Raw genomic sequence first — 17,954 nt, forward strand, 5'->3', positions numbered from 1 at the left:
TTAATTGAATTTCAATGCATTAAGCGCACGCAGAAAAATTGCAACACCTGCGGAAAACTACGGAGAACCCTGTCTTATACCAAGTTTCACGCCCCCATCATTTCCTGCAGACGCCATGGTCGTGCCCTCCATCAGCTGCACTTGCAAATGAATGATCGTTCATTTATTTTAAAGGAGGGAGGAAACAGGCATGGCACGCACGGTGGGAGCCAGGGGCGAGGAAACGGCAGAGCGCGTGCGCGAGGCTGCGCTGCGGCTGTTTGCGCGCGAGGGCTACGCCGCCGTTTCCATGCGCCAGATCGCGGCTGCCGTCGGCGTCCAGCCCGGTGCGCTCTACAATCATTTCCCCACCAAGCAGGACATCCTGCGCGACCTGATGGTCAGCCACATGCAGGCACTGCTTGAAGCCTGGGACGAAAATTGCGCCGCAGCAGAGCCCGGCGAAAGTCCGGATGCGGCGCTGGAGCGCTTCACCCGCTTTCACATCCGCTACCATCTGGCGCGCACCGATGCGGTGTTTGTCTCCTACATGGAGCTCCGCAATCTGGAGCCGGATAACTTTCAGGCCGTCGAGCATCTGCGCCAGCGGTACGAGGCGATCCTGACGGACATTCTGAAGCGCGGTGCGCAGGCGGGCAGCTTTGCCGTCAGCGAGCCGCAGGTGGCCACCCGCGCCATCATCGCCATGCTGACCGGCCTTGGCACCTGGTACCGGGAGGGCGGCAGGCTCTCCAAGGCCGACATCGAAACCATCTATCTGGACATGGTGACCGCAAGCGTCACCGGAGGGAGAGGAGCCGGGAGACAATGGGCATCCTGAAATCGAACGCGGCCACACGCGGCGAGGTTTTCGAGAAGAACCGCAAGGCGCATGAAGCGGCCCTTGAAGAGGTGCGCCGGGCAGCGGAAGCGGCCTTTGAAGGCGGCGGCTCGGAAGCCCGCGCCCGCCATGCCTCACGTGGCAAGATCCTGCCGCGCGAGCGCGTCTCGCGCCTGCTCGATCCCGGCTCGCCCTTTCTGGAAGTCGGCCTTTTCGCCGCCCATGGGCTCTATGACAACGCCTCCCCTTCGGCGGGCGTCATCGCCGGCATTGGCCGTGTCGAGGGCCGGGAAGTGATGATCGTCGCCAATGACGCGACGGTGAAGGGCGGCACCTACTATCCCATGACGGTGAAGAAGCACCTGCGGGCGCAGGAGATTGCCGCCGAGAACAACCTGCCGTGCGTCTATCTGGTGGATTCGGGCGGCGCCAACCTGCCGAACCAGGACGAAGTGTTCCCCGACCGCGACCATTTCGGCCGCATCTTCTTCAATCAGGCCAACATGTCCGCACGCGGCATTGCCCAGATCGCCGTGGTGATGGGCTCCTGCACCGCTGGCGGGGCCTATGTCCCGGCCATGAGCGATGAAACCATCATCGTGCGCAATCAGGGCACCATCTTCCTCGCAGGCCCCCCGCTGGTGAAGGCGGCGACGGGTGAGGAGGTGAGCGCGGAAGACCTTGGCGGGGGCGACGTGCACACGCGCCTCTCCGGTGTGGCCGATCACCTCGCCCGGGACGACGCCCATGCGCTGGCCCTGGCCCGCCGGGCGGTGGCCAATCTCAACCGCACCAAACGGGTGCACCTCGACCTGCAGAGCCCGGAAGATCCGCTTTATGATCCGGAGGAAATCTTCGGCGTGGTTCCGGCGGATCTGAAGACGCCCTATGACATCCGCGAGGTGATCGCCCGCATCACCGACGGCTCGCGCTTCGATGAATTCAAGGCCCGCTACGGCACGACGCTGGTCTGCGGCTTTGCCCATATCTACGGCATGCCCGTGGGCATCATTGCCAACAACGGCGTGCTCTTCTCCGAAAGCGCGGTCAAGGGCGCGCATTTCGTCGAGCTTTGCTCCCAGCGCAAGATCCCGCTCGTGTTCCTGCAGAACATCACCGGCTTCATGGTTGGCCGGAAGTATGAAAGCGGCGGCATCGCCAAGGATGGCGCCAAGCTGGTGACGGCTGTGGCCACCACCTCCGTGCCGAAGATCACCATGCTGGTCGGCGGCTCCTTCGGGGCGGGCAATTACGGCATGTGCGGCCGCGCCTATTCGCCCCGCTTCCTGTGGACCTGGCCCAACTCCCGCATTTCGGTGATGGGCGGTGAGCAGGCTGCCGGCGTGCTGGCCACCGTCCGGCGCGAGGGCATCGAGCGCAAGGGCGGCAGCTGGTCCGCAGACGAGGAAAAGGCCTTCAAGCAGCCGGTCATCGACCAGTTCGAGGCGCAGGGCCACCCGCTCTATGCCTCGGCGCGGCTGTGGGACGACGGCATCATCGATCCGCGCAAGACCCGCGAGATCCTCGCCCTCTCCCTCTCCGCCGCCCTCAACGCCCCGATCGAAGACACCCGCTTCGGCCTGTTCCGGATGTGATGCCATGACCCAGACACTGGATGATCTGCAAGCCAAGTATCCCGGCGCCGTGACATTCAAGTTCGGCGACAGTGAGCGCCTGTCGGCGGAGCTGATCGCCCTGGTGCGCAGCGGCCGCAAGACAGGCACCTGCGCTGCATTGCGGGACTTCACGGAAGGCGGAGAGCCGTTGCCGGTGGCCGGACGCCGCGACATTGTCCTCAACTGGGACGGCACGCCTGCCATCGTCATCGAAACCAGCTCCGTCACGATCCGGCGCTTCTGCGATGTTGAGGCCGAATTCGCCCTCAGCGAGGGGGAAAATGATGATCTGGCCGGCTGGCAGCGGGATCATGGGGCCTATTTCGAGCGCAACGGCGGCTTTTCGCCAGAGATGGAACTCGTCTGCGAGCGGTTCCGTGTCGTTGAAGATCTCGCCGGGGAGGCACAGTGATGTTCAGAAAAATCCTCATTGCCAACCGTGGCGAAATTGCCTGCCGGGTGATCAAGACGGCGCGCAGGCTTGGTGTCCGCACTATCGCGGTCTATTCGGATGCGGATGCGGGCGCGCAGCATGTGGCCATGGCGGACGAGGCCTGGCGGCTGGGTCCGGCACCGGTGGCGGAAAGCTATCTCAAGGCGGAGCGCATCATCGAGATCTGCCGCCAGTCGGGCGCAGAAGCGGTGCATCCGGGCTATGGTTTCCTGTCGGAGAACCCGGATTTCGTCGAGGCGCTGGAAGCGGCCGGCATTGCCTTCATCGGCCCCAGCGCCAGCGCCATCCGTGCCATGGGGCTGAAGGATGCCGCAAAGGCACTGATGGAAAAGGCCGGGGTGCCGGTGGTGCCTGGCTATCACGGCGACAATCAGGACGCGGATTTCCTTCAGGAGCGCGCTGACGGGATCGGCTATCCCGTGCTGATCAAGGCGCGCGCAGGCGGCGGTGGCAAGGGCATGCGCCGGGTGGACCGGCGCGAGGATTTCCGCGCGGCTCTGGAGGGCGCGCAGCGCGAGGGCGCGGCGAGCTTCGGCGATCCGCGGGTGCTGATCGAGAAATATCTGACCAAGCCCCGCCACATCGAAATTCAGGTCTTCGGCGACAGCCTGGGCAATGTGGTGCATCTGTTCGAGCGCGACTGCTCGCTGCAGCGCCGCCACCAGAAGGTGATCGAAGAAGCCCCTGCCCCCGGCATGCCGGAGGACATGCGCGCCGCCATGGGCGCTGCCGCCGTCAAGGCCGCGCAGGCCATCGGCTATTGCGGGGCAGGCACGATCGAATTCATCGCCGATGTGTCGGAAGGCCTGTCGCAGGACCGGTTCTACTTCATGGAGATGAACACCCGCCTGCAGGTGGAACATCCGGTGACGGAACTGATTACCGGGCAGGATCTGGTGGAATGGCAGCTGAAGGTGGCGAATGGCGAGCCCCTGCCCCTGACGCAGGACCAGCTGGCCATCCACGGCTGGGCCTTCGAAGCGCGGCTTTATGCGGAGGATGCGGAACGCGGCTTCCTGCCGGCCACCGGCACGCTGACCCATCTGCGCCTGCCGGAAGACATGGCCCGCGTTGATTCCGGCGTGCGGCAGGGCGACACGATCACCCCCTGGTATGATCCGATGATCGCCAAGATCATCGTCCACGGCCCGGACCGCAAGACGGCGCTGGCGCGGCTGCTGGCAGCCCTTGAGGCAACGGAAGTGGCGGGCTCCGTCACCAATGCCGCCTTCCTCGCCGCCCTGTGCCGCCACGAGGGCTTTGCCGCCGGAGACGTGGACACCGGCCTCATTGGCCGCGATCAGGAAGCGCTGACCGCAAGGCCCGGCACACCACCCGTGGTTCTGGCGCTTGCCGCCCTCACCAGCCTTGGCCTGACGCGCCCAGCCACCGGGCAGGACCCGTGGGAGCGGCTGAGCGGCTGGCGGGCCTGGAGCGCAGCGCGCCAGTTTGCCGTGCTCGATCACAAGGGCACGCGGCTTGAAGTCGAGGTGCACAGCCTTGGCCGCAGCCGCTTTGCCGCCCATGTGGCGGACAGCGTTCTGGAGATCGAGATCACCCATGTGGAAGACGGCACCATCCGCTTTGATGCGGGCGGCCACCGGGACAAGGCGCGCATTGCCGATATGGGCGCGGCCATCTCCGTCTTCCACGGCGGCGAGGCCTTCGAATTCACCCGCGCCGACATGCTGTCCGGCGAGGATGAGGGCGATGCCGCCGGTGACCGGCTGATTGCCCCGATGCCGGGGCTGGTGAAGGTGCTGACCGCCGCCAAAGGGCAGGCCGTGACACGCGGCGAGCCGCTGCTGATCCTGGAAGCCATGAAGATGGAGCACACGCTCACCGCCCCGCGTGACGGGGTGATTGGCGATGTCTTCGTCAGCGAAGGCGAACAGGTGACTGATGGCACGCTGCTGCTGGCCCTTGCTCAGGAGAGCGCCGATGCTGCCTGAAGCTGACAGCTATGACGCCATGCGGGCGGCCTTCCGCTGGCAGATCCCCGATCGCTTCAACATCGGCACCGCCATCTGCGACCGCTGGGCGGATGCAGAACCGGACCGCGAGGCCATCACCTATGTGGCCGAAGACGGCACCGCCACCCGCGTCAGCTATGGCGAGCTGAAAGCCCTGTCCAACCGCATGGCCAACCTGTTCCGCGCCCGGGGCCTTGAGCGCGGTGACCGGGTGGGCGTGCTGCTGCCGCAGAGCGTTGAAACCGCCGCTGCCCATATCGCCGCGCTGAAATGCGGGGCGATCACCATTCCGCTCTTCACCCTCTTCGGCGAAGAGGCGCTGGAATACCGGCTGGGCAATGCGGGGGTGAAGATCCTCGTCACCGATGCGGGCGGCGCGGCGAAGCTGGAGCATCTGCGGGACAGGCTTCCCGCCCTCACCACCGTGTTCTGCATCGACGGCGCCCATCACGGCGCGGAGGATCTGGCACGGTCCCTGACCGGGCACGAGACGGCTTTCACCCCGGTGGACACCGCCGCCGAAGATCCGGCCATCATCATCTACACCTCCGGCACCACCGGCCAGCCCAAGGGCGCGCTGCATGGGCACCGGGTGCTGCTGGGCCATCTGCCCGGCGTGGAAATGAGCCACGATTTCCTGCCCCGCCCCGGTGACCGGTTCTGGACCCCGGCGGACTGGGCCTGGATCGGCGGCCTTCTCGATGTGCTGATGCCCGCGCTCTATCACGGCATCCCCGTGGTCGCCTGCCGCTTCCGCAAGTTCACCGGGGAAGCGGCCTTCGAGCTGATGGAAAAACAGAACATCCGCAACGCCTTCCTGCCGCCCACCGCGCTGAAGATGATGCGGCAGGTGGAAAGCCCGCAGACCCGCTACAAACTGGCTCTGCGCTCCGTCGCCTCGGGCGGCGAGACGCTGGGGGCCGAGCTGATCGCCTGGGGCCGCAAGGTCTTCGGCCTCACCATCAACGAGTTCTACGGCCAGACCGAGTGCAACATGATCGTGTCGAGCTGCGCCGCCGTCATGGAGGCCCGCCCCGGCATCATGGGCCGCGCCGTGCCCGGCCATGACGTGGACGTGGTGACGGAGACAGGCGAACTTGCCGCCGATGGCGAACAGGGGCTGATCGCCGTGCGCGGACCTGACCCGGTGATGTTCCTCGGCTACTGGAACAACGAGGCCGCCACCCGCGCCAAGTTCATCAACGGCTGGATGCTGACCGGCGACACGGGCGTGCGTGATGCGGACGGCTGGCTGCGCTTCGTCGGCCGGGATGATGACGTGATCACCTCCTCCGGCTACCGCATCGGACCGGGCGAGATCGAGGATTGCCTGCTGCGCCATCCCGCCGTCGCCATGGCCGGCGTTGTCGGCAAGCCGGACGCCCAGCGCACGGAAATCGTCAAGGCCTATGTGGTGCTGAAGGCCGGGGTGGAGCCTTCGGACAGCCTCGCCGGTGACATCGCCCAATTCGTCAAGACCCGCCTTGCCGCCCACGAATACCCCCGCGAGGTGGAGTTTGTGGACGCCCTGCCGATGACCACCACCGGCAAGGTGATCCGCCGGGAGCTGCGCCAGCGCGCAAGCAACGAAAACTCCGGAGAAGCGTCATGACCGGTTTCGTCACCCTGTTCGAAATGGGGCCCCGCGACGGGCTGCAGAACGAGAAGGCGCTGATTGCCACCGCAGACAAGATCCGCCTTGTCGACATGCTGAGCGCCTGCGGCTTTGCCAAGATCGAGGTGACCAGCTTCGTCAGCCCCAAATGGGTGCCGCAGATGGCCGATGCCGCCGATGTGCTGGCGGGCATCCACCGCCGGCCGCAGACCGCCTATACGGCCCTCACCCCCAACGTGAAGGGCTACGAGGCCGCCCGCGCGGCCGGGGCGGATGAGGTGGCCGTGTTCGGCTCGGCCTCGGAAGGCTTTTCGCGCAAGAACATCAACTGCTCCATTGCAGAGAGTCTGGAGCGCTTCCGCCCGCTGGTGGACAAGGCGCTGGAGGACGGCATCCCGGTGCGCGGCTATATCTCTTGCGTCACAGACTGCCCCTATGACGGCCCCACCCCGCCGGAAAACGTGGCTGATGTCGCAGCCAAGCTGCTGGCCATGGGCTGCTACGAGATTTCCCTCGGCGACACCATCGGCGCAGGCACACCGGACACCATCGGCCGGATGCTGGACGCGGTGCTGGCACAGGTACCCGCGCAGAAGCTCGCCGGGCATTACCACGACACCAAGGGGCTGGCCCTCGCCAATATCGAGGTGAGCCTTGAGAAAGGCCTGCGCGTGTTCGATGCCGCCGTCGGCGGGCTCGGCGGCTGCCCCTATGCCCCCGGCGCGAAGGGCAATGTGGCGACGGAAGCAGTTGCGGCCCTGCTGGCAGACAAGGGCTTCGAGACCGGCCTCGACAGGGAGAAGCTGGCAGAAGCCGCCGCCTTTGCCCGCACGCTCAGAAAGGACGCATAGAATGAGCGGCACTTACGAGACCATCCGCCTTGAGACGGACGCCCGCGGCGTTGCCACGCTGACGCTCGCCCGTCCGGACAAGCACAACGCCCTGTCAGCGCAGATGATTGCCGAACTCACGGAAGCTGCCGCGCAGCTTGCCGCAGACAGCGCCGTGCGGGTGGTGATCCTCACCGGCGCGGGCGCCAGCTTCTGCGCGGGCGGTGATCTCGACTGGATGCGCGAGCAGTTTACCGCTGACCGCGCCACCCGCATGGCCGAGGCACGCAAGCTGGCGCTGATGCTGAAGGCGCTGAACGAATTGCCCAAGCCCCTCATTGGCCGTGTGCAGGGCCAGGCCTTCGGCGGCGGCATCGGCATGATGAGCGTCTGCGACGTGGCAATCGCGGCAGAAGGCGCGAAATTCGGCCTGACCGAGACCCGCCTCGGCCTGATCCCGGCGACCATCAGCCCCTATGTGCTGGCCCGCATGGGCGAGGGCAAGGCGCGCCGCGTGTTCATGTCCGCCCGGCTGTTCGATGCACAGGAGGCCGTGGCGCTGGATCTCGCCGGCCGGGCCGTTGCGCCGGAGGATCTGGACGCAGCCATCGAGCGCGAGGTGAAGCCCTACCTCTCCGCCGCGCCCGGCGCGGTTGCCCGCGCCAAACGCCTCGCCCGCTCGCTCGGCACGCCCATCACCGGTGCGGTGATCGAAGACACGATCCGCCAGCTGGCCGACTGCTGGGAAGACCCCGAAGCCCACGAGGGCATCTCCGCCTTCTTCGAAAAGCGCAAACCGGCGTGGGCCTGACCTTTACGGAAGCTCCATAGGCCGCACCGCAGCTGCATAGCCGTTCATATGAACGGCTATGCAGCCAGCCATTTCCGCCAAAGACTGACGGCAAGCCTCGCCAAAAGAGGCAAGCAGTCAGATTGGGGAACAAGATGGCAGACAAGAACCGGGGCAGTGTCCCTGCGGCGGCAGAGGTGTGTCCATGACAAGCGCCTCCGCCCACGCCGAAAGCAGCTTTCCAAGGATCACGCTCTTTGCCCTTGTGGCCTTTGCCGCCATCACGCCACTGGCGCTGCTGGTGGCACCGGCCCTTGCAGCTCAGCTTGCCAGAGAGCTCAACGCCAGCCCCTCACAGATCGGCACCTATTTCTTTGTCGAAAACGGCGCCTTCAGTGCAGCATCGCTCCTGTCGCTGATCTGGCTTGGCCGCATCAACGTGCATCATGCCGCGCTTGCCGCTCTTGCCGTCTTCATCGCAGGCAATCTCCTGACGCCACTGGTGCTGCCGGACTACACCAGCCTGCTGCTGATCCGCGCGATGACCGGCTTCGGCGGCGGCACCTTGATGGTCCTGTCCATGATCAGCGCCCAGGATGCGCAGAACCCTGACCGGATCTACGGCTACTGGGTCGCAGGCCAGCTCGTGGCCGGAGCCGTAGGACTGGCCGCGCTGCCGCATGTGTTTGCAAGCTTTGGCCTGCAGTCCTTCTACATCCTCCTCGGCCTGCTTACCCTTGCTCTGGTGCCCCTCTACAAAGGTTTTCTCGCGCCCGCCGCAGCACCGGGGTCAAAGAAGACTGGCGCGGCCATGGACAAGCCATTCCTCGTCCTTGCAGCTTTCACGCTCGCAGCGGTGCTGATTTTCTACATTGCCATCGGTGGCGCCTGGACCTTTGCCAGCCATGCCGCCGCAGAGGCCGGTATCGTGGAACCGCAGACGGGAACGCTGCTTGCCATTGCATCGCTGTTCGGCATCGCCGGTGCATTGATCACCGCCGTCACCGGCGGCCGCCTTTACCGCCGCTCCATGCTGCTCGCAGGTTACGCCATCCTTGTGGCTTCACTGGCGGGGCTGGCGATCCTGAAGGGAGCGGCAGGTTTCGCGGCAGCCATCTTCGCCTTCAAGTTTGCATGGACCTTCGCCCTGCCCTTCATCATTGCCGAAGTGGCCCAGCGCGACCCATCGGGCCGTCTCGTCGCCTCCACGACCATGATCATCGGCACCGGGCTGTCTCTCGGTCCGCTGTTTGCAGGGGAACTGCTCGGCGCAGGCTGGAGCCTCAGCGCCGTCTTCCTCGCCGCAGCAGCCTGCGGGGCGCTGTCCTTCGCCTGTCTGGCATTTTCGCCCCGCGCCGCTTCCAGCCTGAAATGAGTGACATCCATGAAAACAACCGGCTTCTTCACTGACGAACGAACCTTCTGGCACACGGGCGGCATCCAGTCGCTGGTGCTGCCGGTGGGCGGCTGGGTGCAGCCGCCATCAGCTGCAGGCTTTGCCGAATCTCCTGAATCCAAGCGCCGTTTCCTGTCGCTGCTGCAGGTCTCGGGTCTTGCGGCAAAGCTTGACCTGCGCAGCGCCGAACCGGCGAGCCGGGAAGACCTGCTGCGCATCCACCCCGCCCAGTATCTCGACACCTTCCAGCAGGTCAGCAACGCCGGGGGCGGCGATCTGGGCGTCAGCGCTCCCTTTGGTGCGGGCAGCTACGAGATCGCTGCTTTGTCGGCCGGTCTGGCAAAAGAAGCCGTGCAAGCGGTGGTCTCCGGCAGCTTGAAGAACGCCTTCGCCCTGTCCCGTCCGCCAGGTCATCACTGCCTTCCCGGCACGCCGATGGGGTTTTGTTTGCTGGCTAATATTCCAATTGCCGTTGAAGCAGCCCGGTCGCGCTACGGGCTTGAACGCGTTGCCGTAGTGGACTGGGACGTGCATCACGGCAACGGCACGCAGGCGATCTATTACGAAGACCCGGACACACTGACGATCTCGCTGCATCAGGATGGCTGTTTTCCCCCCGGCTACAACGGCGCGGAAGATCGCGGTGCGGGGGCAGGGCTGGGCGCCAACATCAACATCCCCCTGCTGCCGGGCGGCGGCCATGCGGTTTACATGCGCGCCTTCGAGCAGATCGTCATTCCGGCGCTGGAGGCCTTCAAGCCGGATCTGATCGTGGTCGCCAGCGGCCTTGACGCCTCCGCAGTCGATCCTCTGGCGCGCATGCAACTGCACAGCGGCAGCTACCGCAGCATGACAGCCGCCATCCGCGAGGCTGCGGACCGGCTCTGCGGCGGGCGGCTGGTGATCGTGCACGAAGGCGGCTATTCGGAAACCTATGTCCCCTTCTGCGGTCACGCCTTGGTCGAGGCGCTGTCGGGCGAGACCACCAGCGTCACCGATCCACTGCTGGAGATGGCCCAGCTCTGGCAGCCCTCCAGCCGCTTTGATGCGCTGCAGTTCCAGCTTCTCGACGAGCTTGCGCAAAGCCTCGGACTTTAGCGGCGGACAGAACACAGGCCGGGGTGCACATCACAAGGCACCTCCGGCTTGTGCGGCAAGGTAAGCTTGGACAAACTCGGCCGGGCTTTCCGGCGCTGCCAGCTCACCGGGTGCCGGTATCGGGCCAGTTTCGGAAGGCAAAGTTTCGGACGGCCGGGCTTCGAGAGGATGGGGATCGAAGTGGCAGAAGGCACAAGTGACAAGTCTGACGCGGGCCCACCTGTGAAAGGGCACAGCAGGATAAAAGCCCCTGGTCAGCCGGAAAAGCTGCAGGAGCCGGTCAGGCTTGACCTCGTCTCCGGTCTTCTGCGGCCGCCCCGCCGTCTTGACTTTGCCGAGACCCTGGCCCATGCGGAGGCGCAGGGGCGCAAGCTGAGCATTTTCCTGCTGGACCTTTATGCCGCCGCGGTCCGCGAGCCCGTCGGCCGTTTCGAGCGCTCCGTCTTTCTGCTGCTGGAGGAACTGATCCCTCTGGACGCAGGCTGGACAGGCGTTGCGGGCGCAGGCGGCAACCGTCCGGTCATACACAACAGCTTCACCCATCGCCTGCCGGAGACATTCTTCCGCGAATGGCTGGCGGTGATGCACAGTGATCCACTGGCCGACCTCTCACGGCTGATCATCGGACGCGCCAATGTCATCAACATGACCACCGCCACGGTGGATCCGGTTTTCAGCGCCTGGGCCAGCCGGTTCGGCCTCGCACAACTGATGCATATCTGTGCCGTCGATGGGCAATTCGGCCTGTTCGGCTTCCTGTCAGTCTACCGCTTTGACCCGGCGCAGCCCTTCACCGCCGCAGAAGCGGAGATCATCGAGACCGTGATCCCGCATCTAGCCGCTGCCATGCGGATCAACCGCACGGTTCAGCTCTTCCATCTGGGCAGGGACGGAACCGGGCCCGTCACCCGCGCCATCTGTGATGCCTATGGTGTCATCCACCGGGCAGATACCGGATTTCCCGAAAGCATCAAGGCCGAGTGGCCCGATTGGGAGGGGCCTGCTCTGCCCGCAGCGCTTTGCCGTCACCTGCAGACAACCCCGGATGCGGCGCTCACCGGCACCACATGCCGGATCGGCATAAGCAGTGTTGCCGGGCTCTTCGTTCTTGAGCTGCGGCCCCGGACCCTGATTGACCGGTTGGGCGCCCGGGAGTTGGAGACGATCCGGCATTTCGCCAGCGGGGCCTCCTACAAGGAGGTGGCACGGCAGCTGAACATTTCCCCCGCCACGGTCCGCCACCATCTGCGCTCCGCCTACAAGAAGCTCGGCGTGCACGACAAGGCGCAGATCTCGCGCCTTATCGGAGGACAGGACGAAAGCACCCGCCCGGGCCGCTAATACCAATGCTCGATGAGCTTGACTCATCGAGCATTGGTTAAGCCCGTGCGGCGCTTGAGCATTTTCAAGGCGTGATGCATCAGCATCGAAAGCCTTGGTATAACGCCTCAGAACGGGAAGAACAGGGGGATGGCCACCATGGCCACAAAGACAAAGATGATGTTCAGCGGCAGGCCGACGGTGATGAAGTCGCGGAACTTGTAGCCGCCGGCGCTGTAGACGAAGGTGTTCGTCTGATAGCCGATGGGTGTGGCGAAGCTGGCGCTGGCGGCAAACATCACCGCCATGATGAAGGGCCGGGGGTCAAGCCCCAGTTGCTGCGCCAGCGAAATGGCCAGTGGCCCGACCAGCACCGCCACCGCATTGTTGCTGACCATCTCCGTCAGCGCCGAGGTCAGCACATAGACCATGGCCAGAATGACGATCGGATTGGCATGGCCCAGCACATGCATCACCCCATCCACCACCAGCTGCACTGCGCCGGTCTTTTCCATGCCGATACTGAAGCCAAGCATGCCGTAGATGAGAAAAAGGATGTTCCAGTCGATGGAATCAAAGGCATCCTGCGGCTCGATGCAGCGTGTCATCATCACGAGGACCGCCCCGATCAGCGCCAGCCCCTCGATGGGCATAACATTGAGCGCGGCCAGAACCATGACACCCAGAATGGACGCAATGGCGATGGGGGCCTTCTGACGGCGGATCGGGCTTTCCTGCGGGGCAGAGAGGTTGATCAGCCCTTCGCTCTGGGCCAGCCGCTGCAGGCCTTCGGCCGGGCCTTCCAGCAGCAGCGTATCGGCGAAATGCAGGCGGAGCGTGTTGATCTCCTTGGAGATATTGCGGTCCTGCCGGTGCACCGCCATCACATAGACGCCATAGGTGCGGCGCAGGTCCAGCGAGTTGAGCAGCCGCCCGATCAGGCGCGAATTGGGACCGACACTGGCCTCCAGCGTGATGCTCTGATCGGCGGCGACCGGCTCGAAGCCCTGGTCGGACACATCGCGGAACTCGATCTGCCCGTCCTCCTTCAAGGCCAGAATCTCGCCCGTGCCGGTCTTCACCACGATCCGGTCACCGGCCTGCAGGGTGATGCCGTCCAGCCTGTTGCGCAGCGACTGTTCGCCGCGCAGAACGTCCACCACCCGGCTCTGGCTGTTGGTGAAAGGCAGTTCACTCAGCGTCTTGCCCACATAACGTGAGCCCGCCGGCACCAGCAGCCGCGCCATGAAGCGGCGCGAGCCGCCCTGCCCCAGGACGCCTGCCATGGACTGGCGCTCGGGCAGGAGATAGCGCACGGCAAAGAGCATGTAGAGAAGGCCGACAGCGGCGAAGACAAGGCCGATGCCCGTCATCTCGAACATGCCGATGGCCGGCAGCCCGGCCTTTGTCGTGATGCCGCTCATCAGAATGTTGGTGGAGGTGCCCACCAGCGTCAGCGTGCCGCCGAGAATGGCCGCATAGGACAGCGGAATGAGAAACTTCGACGGGGCAGAGCCCAGCTGCGCCGAAACCGCGATCATCACCGGCGCCAGCAGAATGACCACGGGCGTGTTGTTCATGAAGGCCGAGGCGATGATGGCCATCACCATCATGATGAACACGGCCCTGAGATAGGAGCCCTTGGCCGATGCGCCGAGCCAGTCGCCCATCACCTGCAGAACGCCGGTTCGCTCCAGAGCTGCACTGAGGATGAACATCATGGCGATGGTGATCGGTGCGCCGGAACTGAAGACCGACAGAAACTCCTTGGTGTCGATGATGCCGACCGCCAGAAGCACGGCCGTGCCTGCCAGGGCGGTCACCTCCGGCGGATATATTTCCTTGAAAAAACTGAAAAAAACGAGGCCAAGAAGGGCGAAGACGATAAACTGGTCAAGTGTCATGTTCGGACAACGCGCCTTTCAGAGCCGCAGGTTCGACGGCGGAGCCTAGCACCGGCAGCGCTTGCGATGAAGCAACCGCCGGACAACTGTTTCACAGGAATAGCAATGCCATGCCACGGCGGGCGGTTCCCGGAGAATGCGGTTCTCCGCTGGTGCAAGGAAAACGCCGCCCGCTTCAAAGGCCCGCCCGCGAACGGGTCTGCCCCTGCGCCCCGGAGGCACCGGCCTGCTGCAAGGCGTGCTGTCCGGAGAGCTGCCCAGAACGTTGACGGGCCAGAAGCTCCAGCCCCTCGCGCACGGTGCGCGGCATCTCCGGCGGCAGCGGCATGAAGCTTTCCTTCGGGGCAACCTTGCCATACAGCTTTTCGCGCACCCGCCGGATGCGCCGCTTGCCGCGCTCGGACAGGCCTGAAGGCAGGTCAATGCCGGCACGGTCCATGTCGATGAAGATGCGCTCCAGATCCGGGATTGCCTCGGTGGAGATGATGAAGGTGGACCCATCCTTGCGGCGGAAGGTCAGCGCCGTGGATGCGCCGGAGCCGCCCAGCAGCACCACGGCCTTTTCGGCTCCCAGCATGGCCGCCGCCCAGTCCAGCGTGCCGCGCACGTTGCGCAGCTTCAGCTCGACACGGGCAAGATCCGTGTAACGCACCCGGATGACACGGCCGAGTTCCGTCACCTCGAAGCCATTGCCGAAGAAGCGGATCCAGGAAGTTTCCTGCCGCACCGCAATCATGAAGACCGGGATCGACAGACCGGCGGGCAGAAGCAGCAGCAGAAACCACAGCCCGGCGCTGCCGGGCATCAGCCCCGCACCGGCAAAAGCCGCCGTGAACAGGGGAATGCCGACAGAAAACCCAATGAGATCAGAGGTGAAGATCGAAGGGCGCCAGCGCGGCTGCACCGCCCCCGTGGGCGGCTTGCGGCGCGGCAGCGACGTGTAGAGCCCGACTGCCCCGCCAAGACAGACAAGCACCGTGAAGGCACTGAACACGGTCAGCCCCCCGGCAAGCCCCAGAACCGCCAGCCCCATGGCCCCCGCACGCCGCGCAAGCTCAATGGTTCCCGTCTCGCCCAAACACCCCTCCGCCCGGCAGCCCTGAAAGCCCTGCCGAATCACACCCCGCACACTGGCGTTAACCATGGCCTTGTCAAGGCAGCAAGGTCAAGATTGCGGCGCAAATGGGCGGTGGTGTTTGGCGGGATAGGGGGTGACGCTTCCCCCAAAAGTCAATCAGATATCCCGGCCCGGAGCAGGAGGAAGCGTCAGCTCCGCCTTCTCCCGCATCGGTGATCCCTTCCTTTACGGAGCCCTGTTGTTTCCGTCATGCCATGGCTCGACCATGGCATCCATACCCTTGCCTATCCCCATGCCGGAGCGGTAGCGGGGTGCGTGTTTTCAGAGAGACTGAGCGTGCAGCGCGGTCACGGAATGGATGCCATGATCAAGTCATGGCATGACGGAAGGAGGCTTGTGAAACACGAAGCGGCTACTATCCGGCTTGCCTTTGGCTTTTTTGAAGAACTGGCGTCACCGGCACCGGCCGTAAACGCGGCCGCGTATTTGCCTGCAGCGCTTACCTCGGCGAGAGGGCCGGACTTTAAGAAGAGCGGGACTTCGTTCGAACTTGTGAGAGCTCCTTACAAGTTGCCGCTTTCTCCAGATCACCCGCTTCAAAGAAGCCGCGAATCTGCTGTGTGACCGCCTGCCTGCAAACCGCAAAACAAGAACGAACTCACATTCACAATACGATCAAACTGGAAAGAAGTGGTGCCGCTTGCAGGACTCGAACCTGCGACCCCATCATTACGAATGATGTGCTCTACCAACTGAGCTAAAGCGGCTTATCCGACGGGAGCGGTTGAAGCTCTTGCGGATGGTGTCCGGCGCAAGGCGCGGAGACCGGCACCGCTTGGTGCGGTGGTGCGCGCTTGATAGCGGAGGCGGGGCGGGGATGCAAGAGGGTTTCTTGCAAGATTGTCACCGCCCTTCCCGCCTGTGGATGCTTCAGCATCCGCGCGGCTCCGGGCGGCGTTTGACGGCCTGCGGCAGAACAAGCATCCAGAAGATCCGGCGGGTTGCTGCCGCGACGGCCGGGAGCACGGCGGCCTCACTGGCACTGCCCCGGCAAACGCAGCGCGGGCCGGGCAGCAGCCATGAAACGGCACAGCAGAGCGTCCCTCACAGGTCCCGGCAGGGAGGTCAGCACGGAGGCCGGGACGGTGCATGGGGAGGCGTTGCGCGGCTTCCGGCTGTCCGGGGCGGTGCTGCTGCCCCAGGGAATGCTCCCTGCCTCAGTTCACGAACTTCGGCTTGGGCAGAGGCACGTCGTCAGCGGCATCCGGGCCCGGATCGTCCGGCAGGCGGGGGAAAGGATAGGCGGCGGCGTGGCGGACGGGGCTGCCCGCATTGTCCGGCGCCGGTGCATCCACCGGCTGGCTTGCCGCCGGGTTGATCACATCAACCGGTGCCACGGCTGCAGCAGAAGCCGGGGCGGCGGCAGGCTTGCCCGGCTGGGGGACAGCAGCGCCGTTCACGCTTGCCGCAGCAGCCCCGGCCGGCTTGACGGCAGGCTTCTCGCCGGGCGCTTCCGCCAGCGTTGTGGCAGGTGTTGTGGCAGGTGTTGCGGCAGGCGTTGCAGCAGGTTCCGGCGTCAGGTCCATCACCGGCTCGCCTCCGGCTTCCGGCTTGGGCGAACGCACGGGCATATCGAAGGGGCCAGCCGGGCGGGCCGCCTCTTTGGCAGCCTCTGCGGCTGCCTCCTGCGGCGCGGCAAGGCCGGGGCGGTCGAACAGGGCCTCATCGGGCAGGTCCAGCGCCAGCGCACCGGACGGCGCAGGCGGCGTCTCCCAGACGAAGGCGTCAAGACGCCCCGTGACCGGCGAAACCGGTGACCAGACGGAGGACACCATGCCATCGGCAATCCATGCCTTGTCGAGCGGCGCGCGCACGGCGCGGGCGAGCCACTCGCGCATGCGGCCCTTGTCGCCGCTTTCGGCTTCTTCCAGATCCGCCATCAGCAGGAAAGCGTTGCGGGTGGGCTCGGAGCGCAGCACCTTTTTCAGCTGGGTGCGGGCCTCGGCGAATTCGCGGGCATCCAGCGCCACACGGGCAATGGCGAGCGCGCCTTCCGCCGTGTTGGGGCGCAGGGCTGCCAGCGTCTTCACCCGCTTCAGCCGGTCGGCAGCAGCATCACCAATGCGAGCATGGGCATAGGCCTCGGCCAGATCGGGATGCGGCGACAGGCGCCAGGTGGCTTCCAGCACCTTGGCCGCCTTGCGCACATCGCCCTTGCGGGTGGCAAGACGGGCGGTGACGGCCGCAGCTGGCACCAGATCTCCGGCCAGCCCATGGGCCTCGCGGGCGAGTTGCATGGCCTGATCGGGATCGCTGTCCTCCAGTTCCAGCGCCCTTGCCGTCAGCAGCACGGCGCGCTGACGGCGGTAGGCCGGCTTGTCGATGAGGCGGGCGGTGTAGTTCTTTTCCAGCGTGGCGATGGCGGCTTCCCAGTCAGAAGCAACCGCCTGATAGCCCAGCACGGCCTTGCCGGCCCAGTCGAGGCCGGGCTGCGCCCGCAGCGCCTCCTCGGCATAGTGGCGGGCCGCGGCGGGGGCGCCCTCACGCTCGGCCTCGATGAAGAGGCCATGCAGGCCGAGAACGCGGGTGCGCGGATCTTCCAGCATGGTCTCGAAGCGGCGGCGTGCCTCGTCCCGGTCCCCGGACATCTGCGCGGCCTGCGCGATCAGCAACTGGGCGGCAGGCTCGCCGGGCAGCAGCTTGCCGGCCTCAAGGCCATGCTTGCGGGCAAGCTTTGCGTTGCCCGTGCCCAGCGCCAGCAGGCCGGAGGACAGGGCCTGATAACCCCTGTCGCGGCGGCGGCGGCGGAAGAAGCGGCTGGCGATCTTCGGCGAGCGCAGCACGGTGAGCACGAGCCAGACGGCACCGAGGAACAGCGCAAGGCCCACAATCACGACCAGCGCCACGGTGGCGGGCGGCTGTTCCCAGATGTAGCCATTCCAGGTGACGGCAACCATGCCCGGCAGATCGGCGAGCCAGGCGAACCCGAGCGCGGCGGCGAACAGGGCGGCGAAGAAGACAAAAACGCGGATCATGCCAGTCCTCCGGGCTGCGGGTCGG

Annotated in this window: 13 protein-coding genes and 1 tRNA gene; 10 read left to right on the top strand and 4 right to left on the bottom strand. The window is 65.4% G+C overall.

Annotated elements, in window-relative coordinates; genetic code table 11:
- Positions 1-190 precede the first annotated feature (190 nt).
- From ACVNHC_RS20285 to ACVNHC_RS20330, 10 genes are all read left to right on the top strand, one after another.
- Entirely contained in the window at positions 191-820 is a 630-nt protein-coding gene (locus ACVNHC_RS20285; RefSeq protein WP_457169078.1) for a TetR/AcrR family transcriptional regulator, read from the top strand.
- Positions 808-2,415: a carboxyl transferase domain-containing protein gene (locus tag ACVNHC_RS20290; RefSeq protein WP_457169080.1), complete on the top strand. Its 1,608-nt coding sequence runs from the start codon at positions 808-810 to the stop codon at positions 2,413-2,415. Before ACVNHC_RS20285 ends, ACVNHC_RS20290 begins: the two co-directional genes overlap by 13 nt.
- Positions 2,416-2,419: 4 nt before the next feature.
- A complete protein-coding gene (locus ACVNHC_RS20295; RefSeq protein WP_457169082.1) occupies positions 2,420-2,848 on the top strand; it encodes an ASCH domain-containing protein in 429 nt (142 codons plus the stop codon).
- Positions 2,848-4,842 carry an acetyl/propionyl/methylcrotonyl-CoA carboxylase subunit alpha gene (locus ACVNHC_RS20300; protein ID WP_457169084.1) on the top strand — a complete coding sequence of 665 codons (1,995 nt, stop codon included), beginning with the start codon at positions 2,848-2,850 and terminating at the stop codon, positions 4,840-4,842. The genes ACVNHC_RS20295 and ACVNHC_RS20300 overlap by 1 nt, the downstream gene beginning before the upstream one ends.
- Complete coding sequence (locus tag ACVNHC_RS20305) at positions 4,832-6,475, top strand: acyl-CoA synthetase (protein WP_457169086.1); 1,644 nt, start codon at positions 4,832-4,834, stop codon at positions 6,473-6,475. The genes ACVNHC_RS20300 and ACVNHC_RS20305 overlap by 11 nt, the downstream gene beginning before the upstream one ends.
- The gene (locus ACVNHC_RS20310; RefSeq protein WP_457169088.1) at positions 6,472-7,329 is read left to right on the top strand and encodes a hydroxymethylglutaryl-CoA lyase; all 858 of its coding nucleotides are present in this window, start codon (positions 6,472-6,474) and stop codon (positions 7,327-7,329) included. The genes ACVNHC_RS20305 and ACVNHC_RS20310 overlap by 4 nt, the downstream gene beginning before the upstream one ends.
- A gap of 1 nt (position 7,330) precedes the next feature.
- The gene (locus ACVNHC_RS20315) at positions 7,331-8,119 is read left to right on the top strand and encodes a crotonase/enoyl-CoA hydratase family protein (RefSeq protein ID WP_457169090.1); all 789 of its coding nucleotides are present in this window, start codon (positions 7,331-7,333) and stop codon (positions 8,117-8,119) included.
- A 184-nt stretch (positions 8,120-8,303) separates the two neighbouring features.
- On the top strand, positions 8,304-9,473 hold the full coding sequence (locus ACVNHC_RS20320; RefSeq protein WP_457169092.1) for an MFS transporter: 1,170 nt from the start codon (positions 8,304-8,306) through the stop codon (positions 9,471-9,473).
- 9 nt (positions 9,474-9,482) lie between these two features.
- A complete protein-coding gene (locus ACVNHC_RS20325; RefSeq protein WP_457169094.1) occupies positions 9,483-10,592 on the top strand; it encodes a class II histone deacetylase in 1,110 nt (369 codons plus the stop codon).
- A gap of 222 nt (positions 10,593-10,814) precedes the next feature.
- A complete protein-coding gene (locus ACVNHC_RS20330) occupies positions 10,815-11,933 on the top strand; it encodes a response regulator transcription factor (RefSeq protein ID WP_457169096.1) in 1,119 nt (372 codons plus the stop codon).
- A gap of 107 nt (positions 11,934-12,040) precedes the next feature.
- Here ACVNHC_RS20330 and ACVNHC_RS20335 read toward each other — a convergent pair whose 3' ends face one another.
- From ACVNHC_RS20335 to ACVNHC_RS20350, 4 genes are all read right to left on the bottom strand, one after another.
- Entirely contained in the window at positions 12,041-13,816 is a 1,776-nt protein-coding gene (locus ACVNHC_RS20335; protein WP_058898603.1) for an SLC13 family permease, read from the bottom strand.
- 175 nt (positions 13,817-13,991) lie between these two features.
- Positions 13,992-14,894 carry a hypothetical protein gene (locus tag ACVNHC_RS20340; RefSeq protein WP_209005050.1) on the bottom strand — a complete coding sequence of 301 codons (903 nt, stop codon included), beginning with the start codon at positions 14,892-14,894 and terminating at the stop codon, positions 13,992-13,994.
- 691 nt (positions 14,895-15,585) lie between these two features.
- A tRNA-Thr gene (locus tag ACVNHC_RS20345) sits at positions 15,586-15,661 on the bottom strand.
- 450 nt (positions 15,662-16,111) lie between these two features.
- On the bottom strand, positions 16,112-17,929 hold the full coding sequence (locus ACVNHC_RS20350; protein WP_457169098.1) for a heme biosynthesis HemY N-terminal domain-containing protein: 1,818 nt from the start codon (positions 17,927-17,929) through the stop codon (positions 16,112-16,114).
- Between the last annotated feature and the right edge of the window lie 25 nt (positions 17,930-17,954).

The sequence above is a fragment of the Pannonibacter sp. Q-1 genome (genome assembly GCF_054073275.1).

What these genes read in the sequence shown, in the direction of transcription:
- ACVNHC_RS20285 (WP_457169078.1), top strand. Translation starts at nt 191, where the DNA reads ATGGCACGCACGGTGGGAGCCAGGGGCGAGGAAACGGCAGAGCGCGTG.
- ACVNHC_RS20290 (WP_457169080.1), top strand. Translation starts at nt 808, where the DNA reads ATGGGCATCCTGAAATCGAACGCGGCCACACGCGGCGAGGTTTTCGAG.
- ACVNHC_RS20295 (WP_457169082.1), top strand. Translation starts at nt 2,420, where the DNA reads ATGACCCAGACACTGGATGATCTGCAAGCCAAGTATCCCGGCGCCGTG.
- ACVNHC_RS20300 (WP_457169084.1), top strand. Translation starts at nt 2,848, where the DNA reads ATGTTCAGAAAAATCCTCATTGCCAACCGTGGCGAAATTGCCTGCCGG.
- ACVNHC_RS20305 (WP_457169086.1), top strand. Translation starts at nt 4,832, where the DNA reads ATGCTGCCTGAAGCTGACAGCTATGACGCCATGCGGGCGGCCTTCCGC.
- ACVNHC_RS20310 (WP_457169088.1), top strand. Translation starts at nt 6,472, where the DNA reads ATGACCGGTTTCGTCACCCTGTTCGAAATGGGGCCCCGCGACGGGCTG.
- ACVNHC_RS20315 (WP_457169090.1), top strand. Translation starts at nt 7,331, where the DNA reads ATGAGCGGCACTTACGAGACCATCCGCCTTGAGACGGACGCCCGCGGC.
- ACVNHC_RS20320 (WP_457169092.1), top strand. Translation starts at nt 8,304, where the DNA reads ATGACAAGCGCCTCCGCCCACGCCGAAAGCAGCTTTCCAAGGATCACG.
- ACVNHC_RS20325 (WP_457169094.1), top strand. Translation starts at nt 9,483, where the DNA reads ATGAAAACAACCGGCTTCTTCACTGACGAACGAACCTTCTGGCACACG.
- ACVNHC_RS20335 (WP_058898603.1), bottom strand. Translation starts at nt 13,816, where the DNA reads ATGACACTTGACCAGTTTATCGTCTTCGCCCTTCTTGGCCTCGTTTTT.
- ACVNHC_RS20350 (WP_457169098.1), bottom strand. Translation starts at nt 17,929, where the DNA reads ATGATCCGCGTTTTTGTCTTCTTCGCCGCCCTGTTCGCCGCCGCGCTC.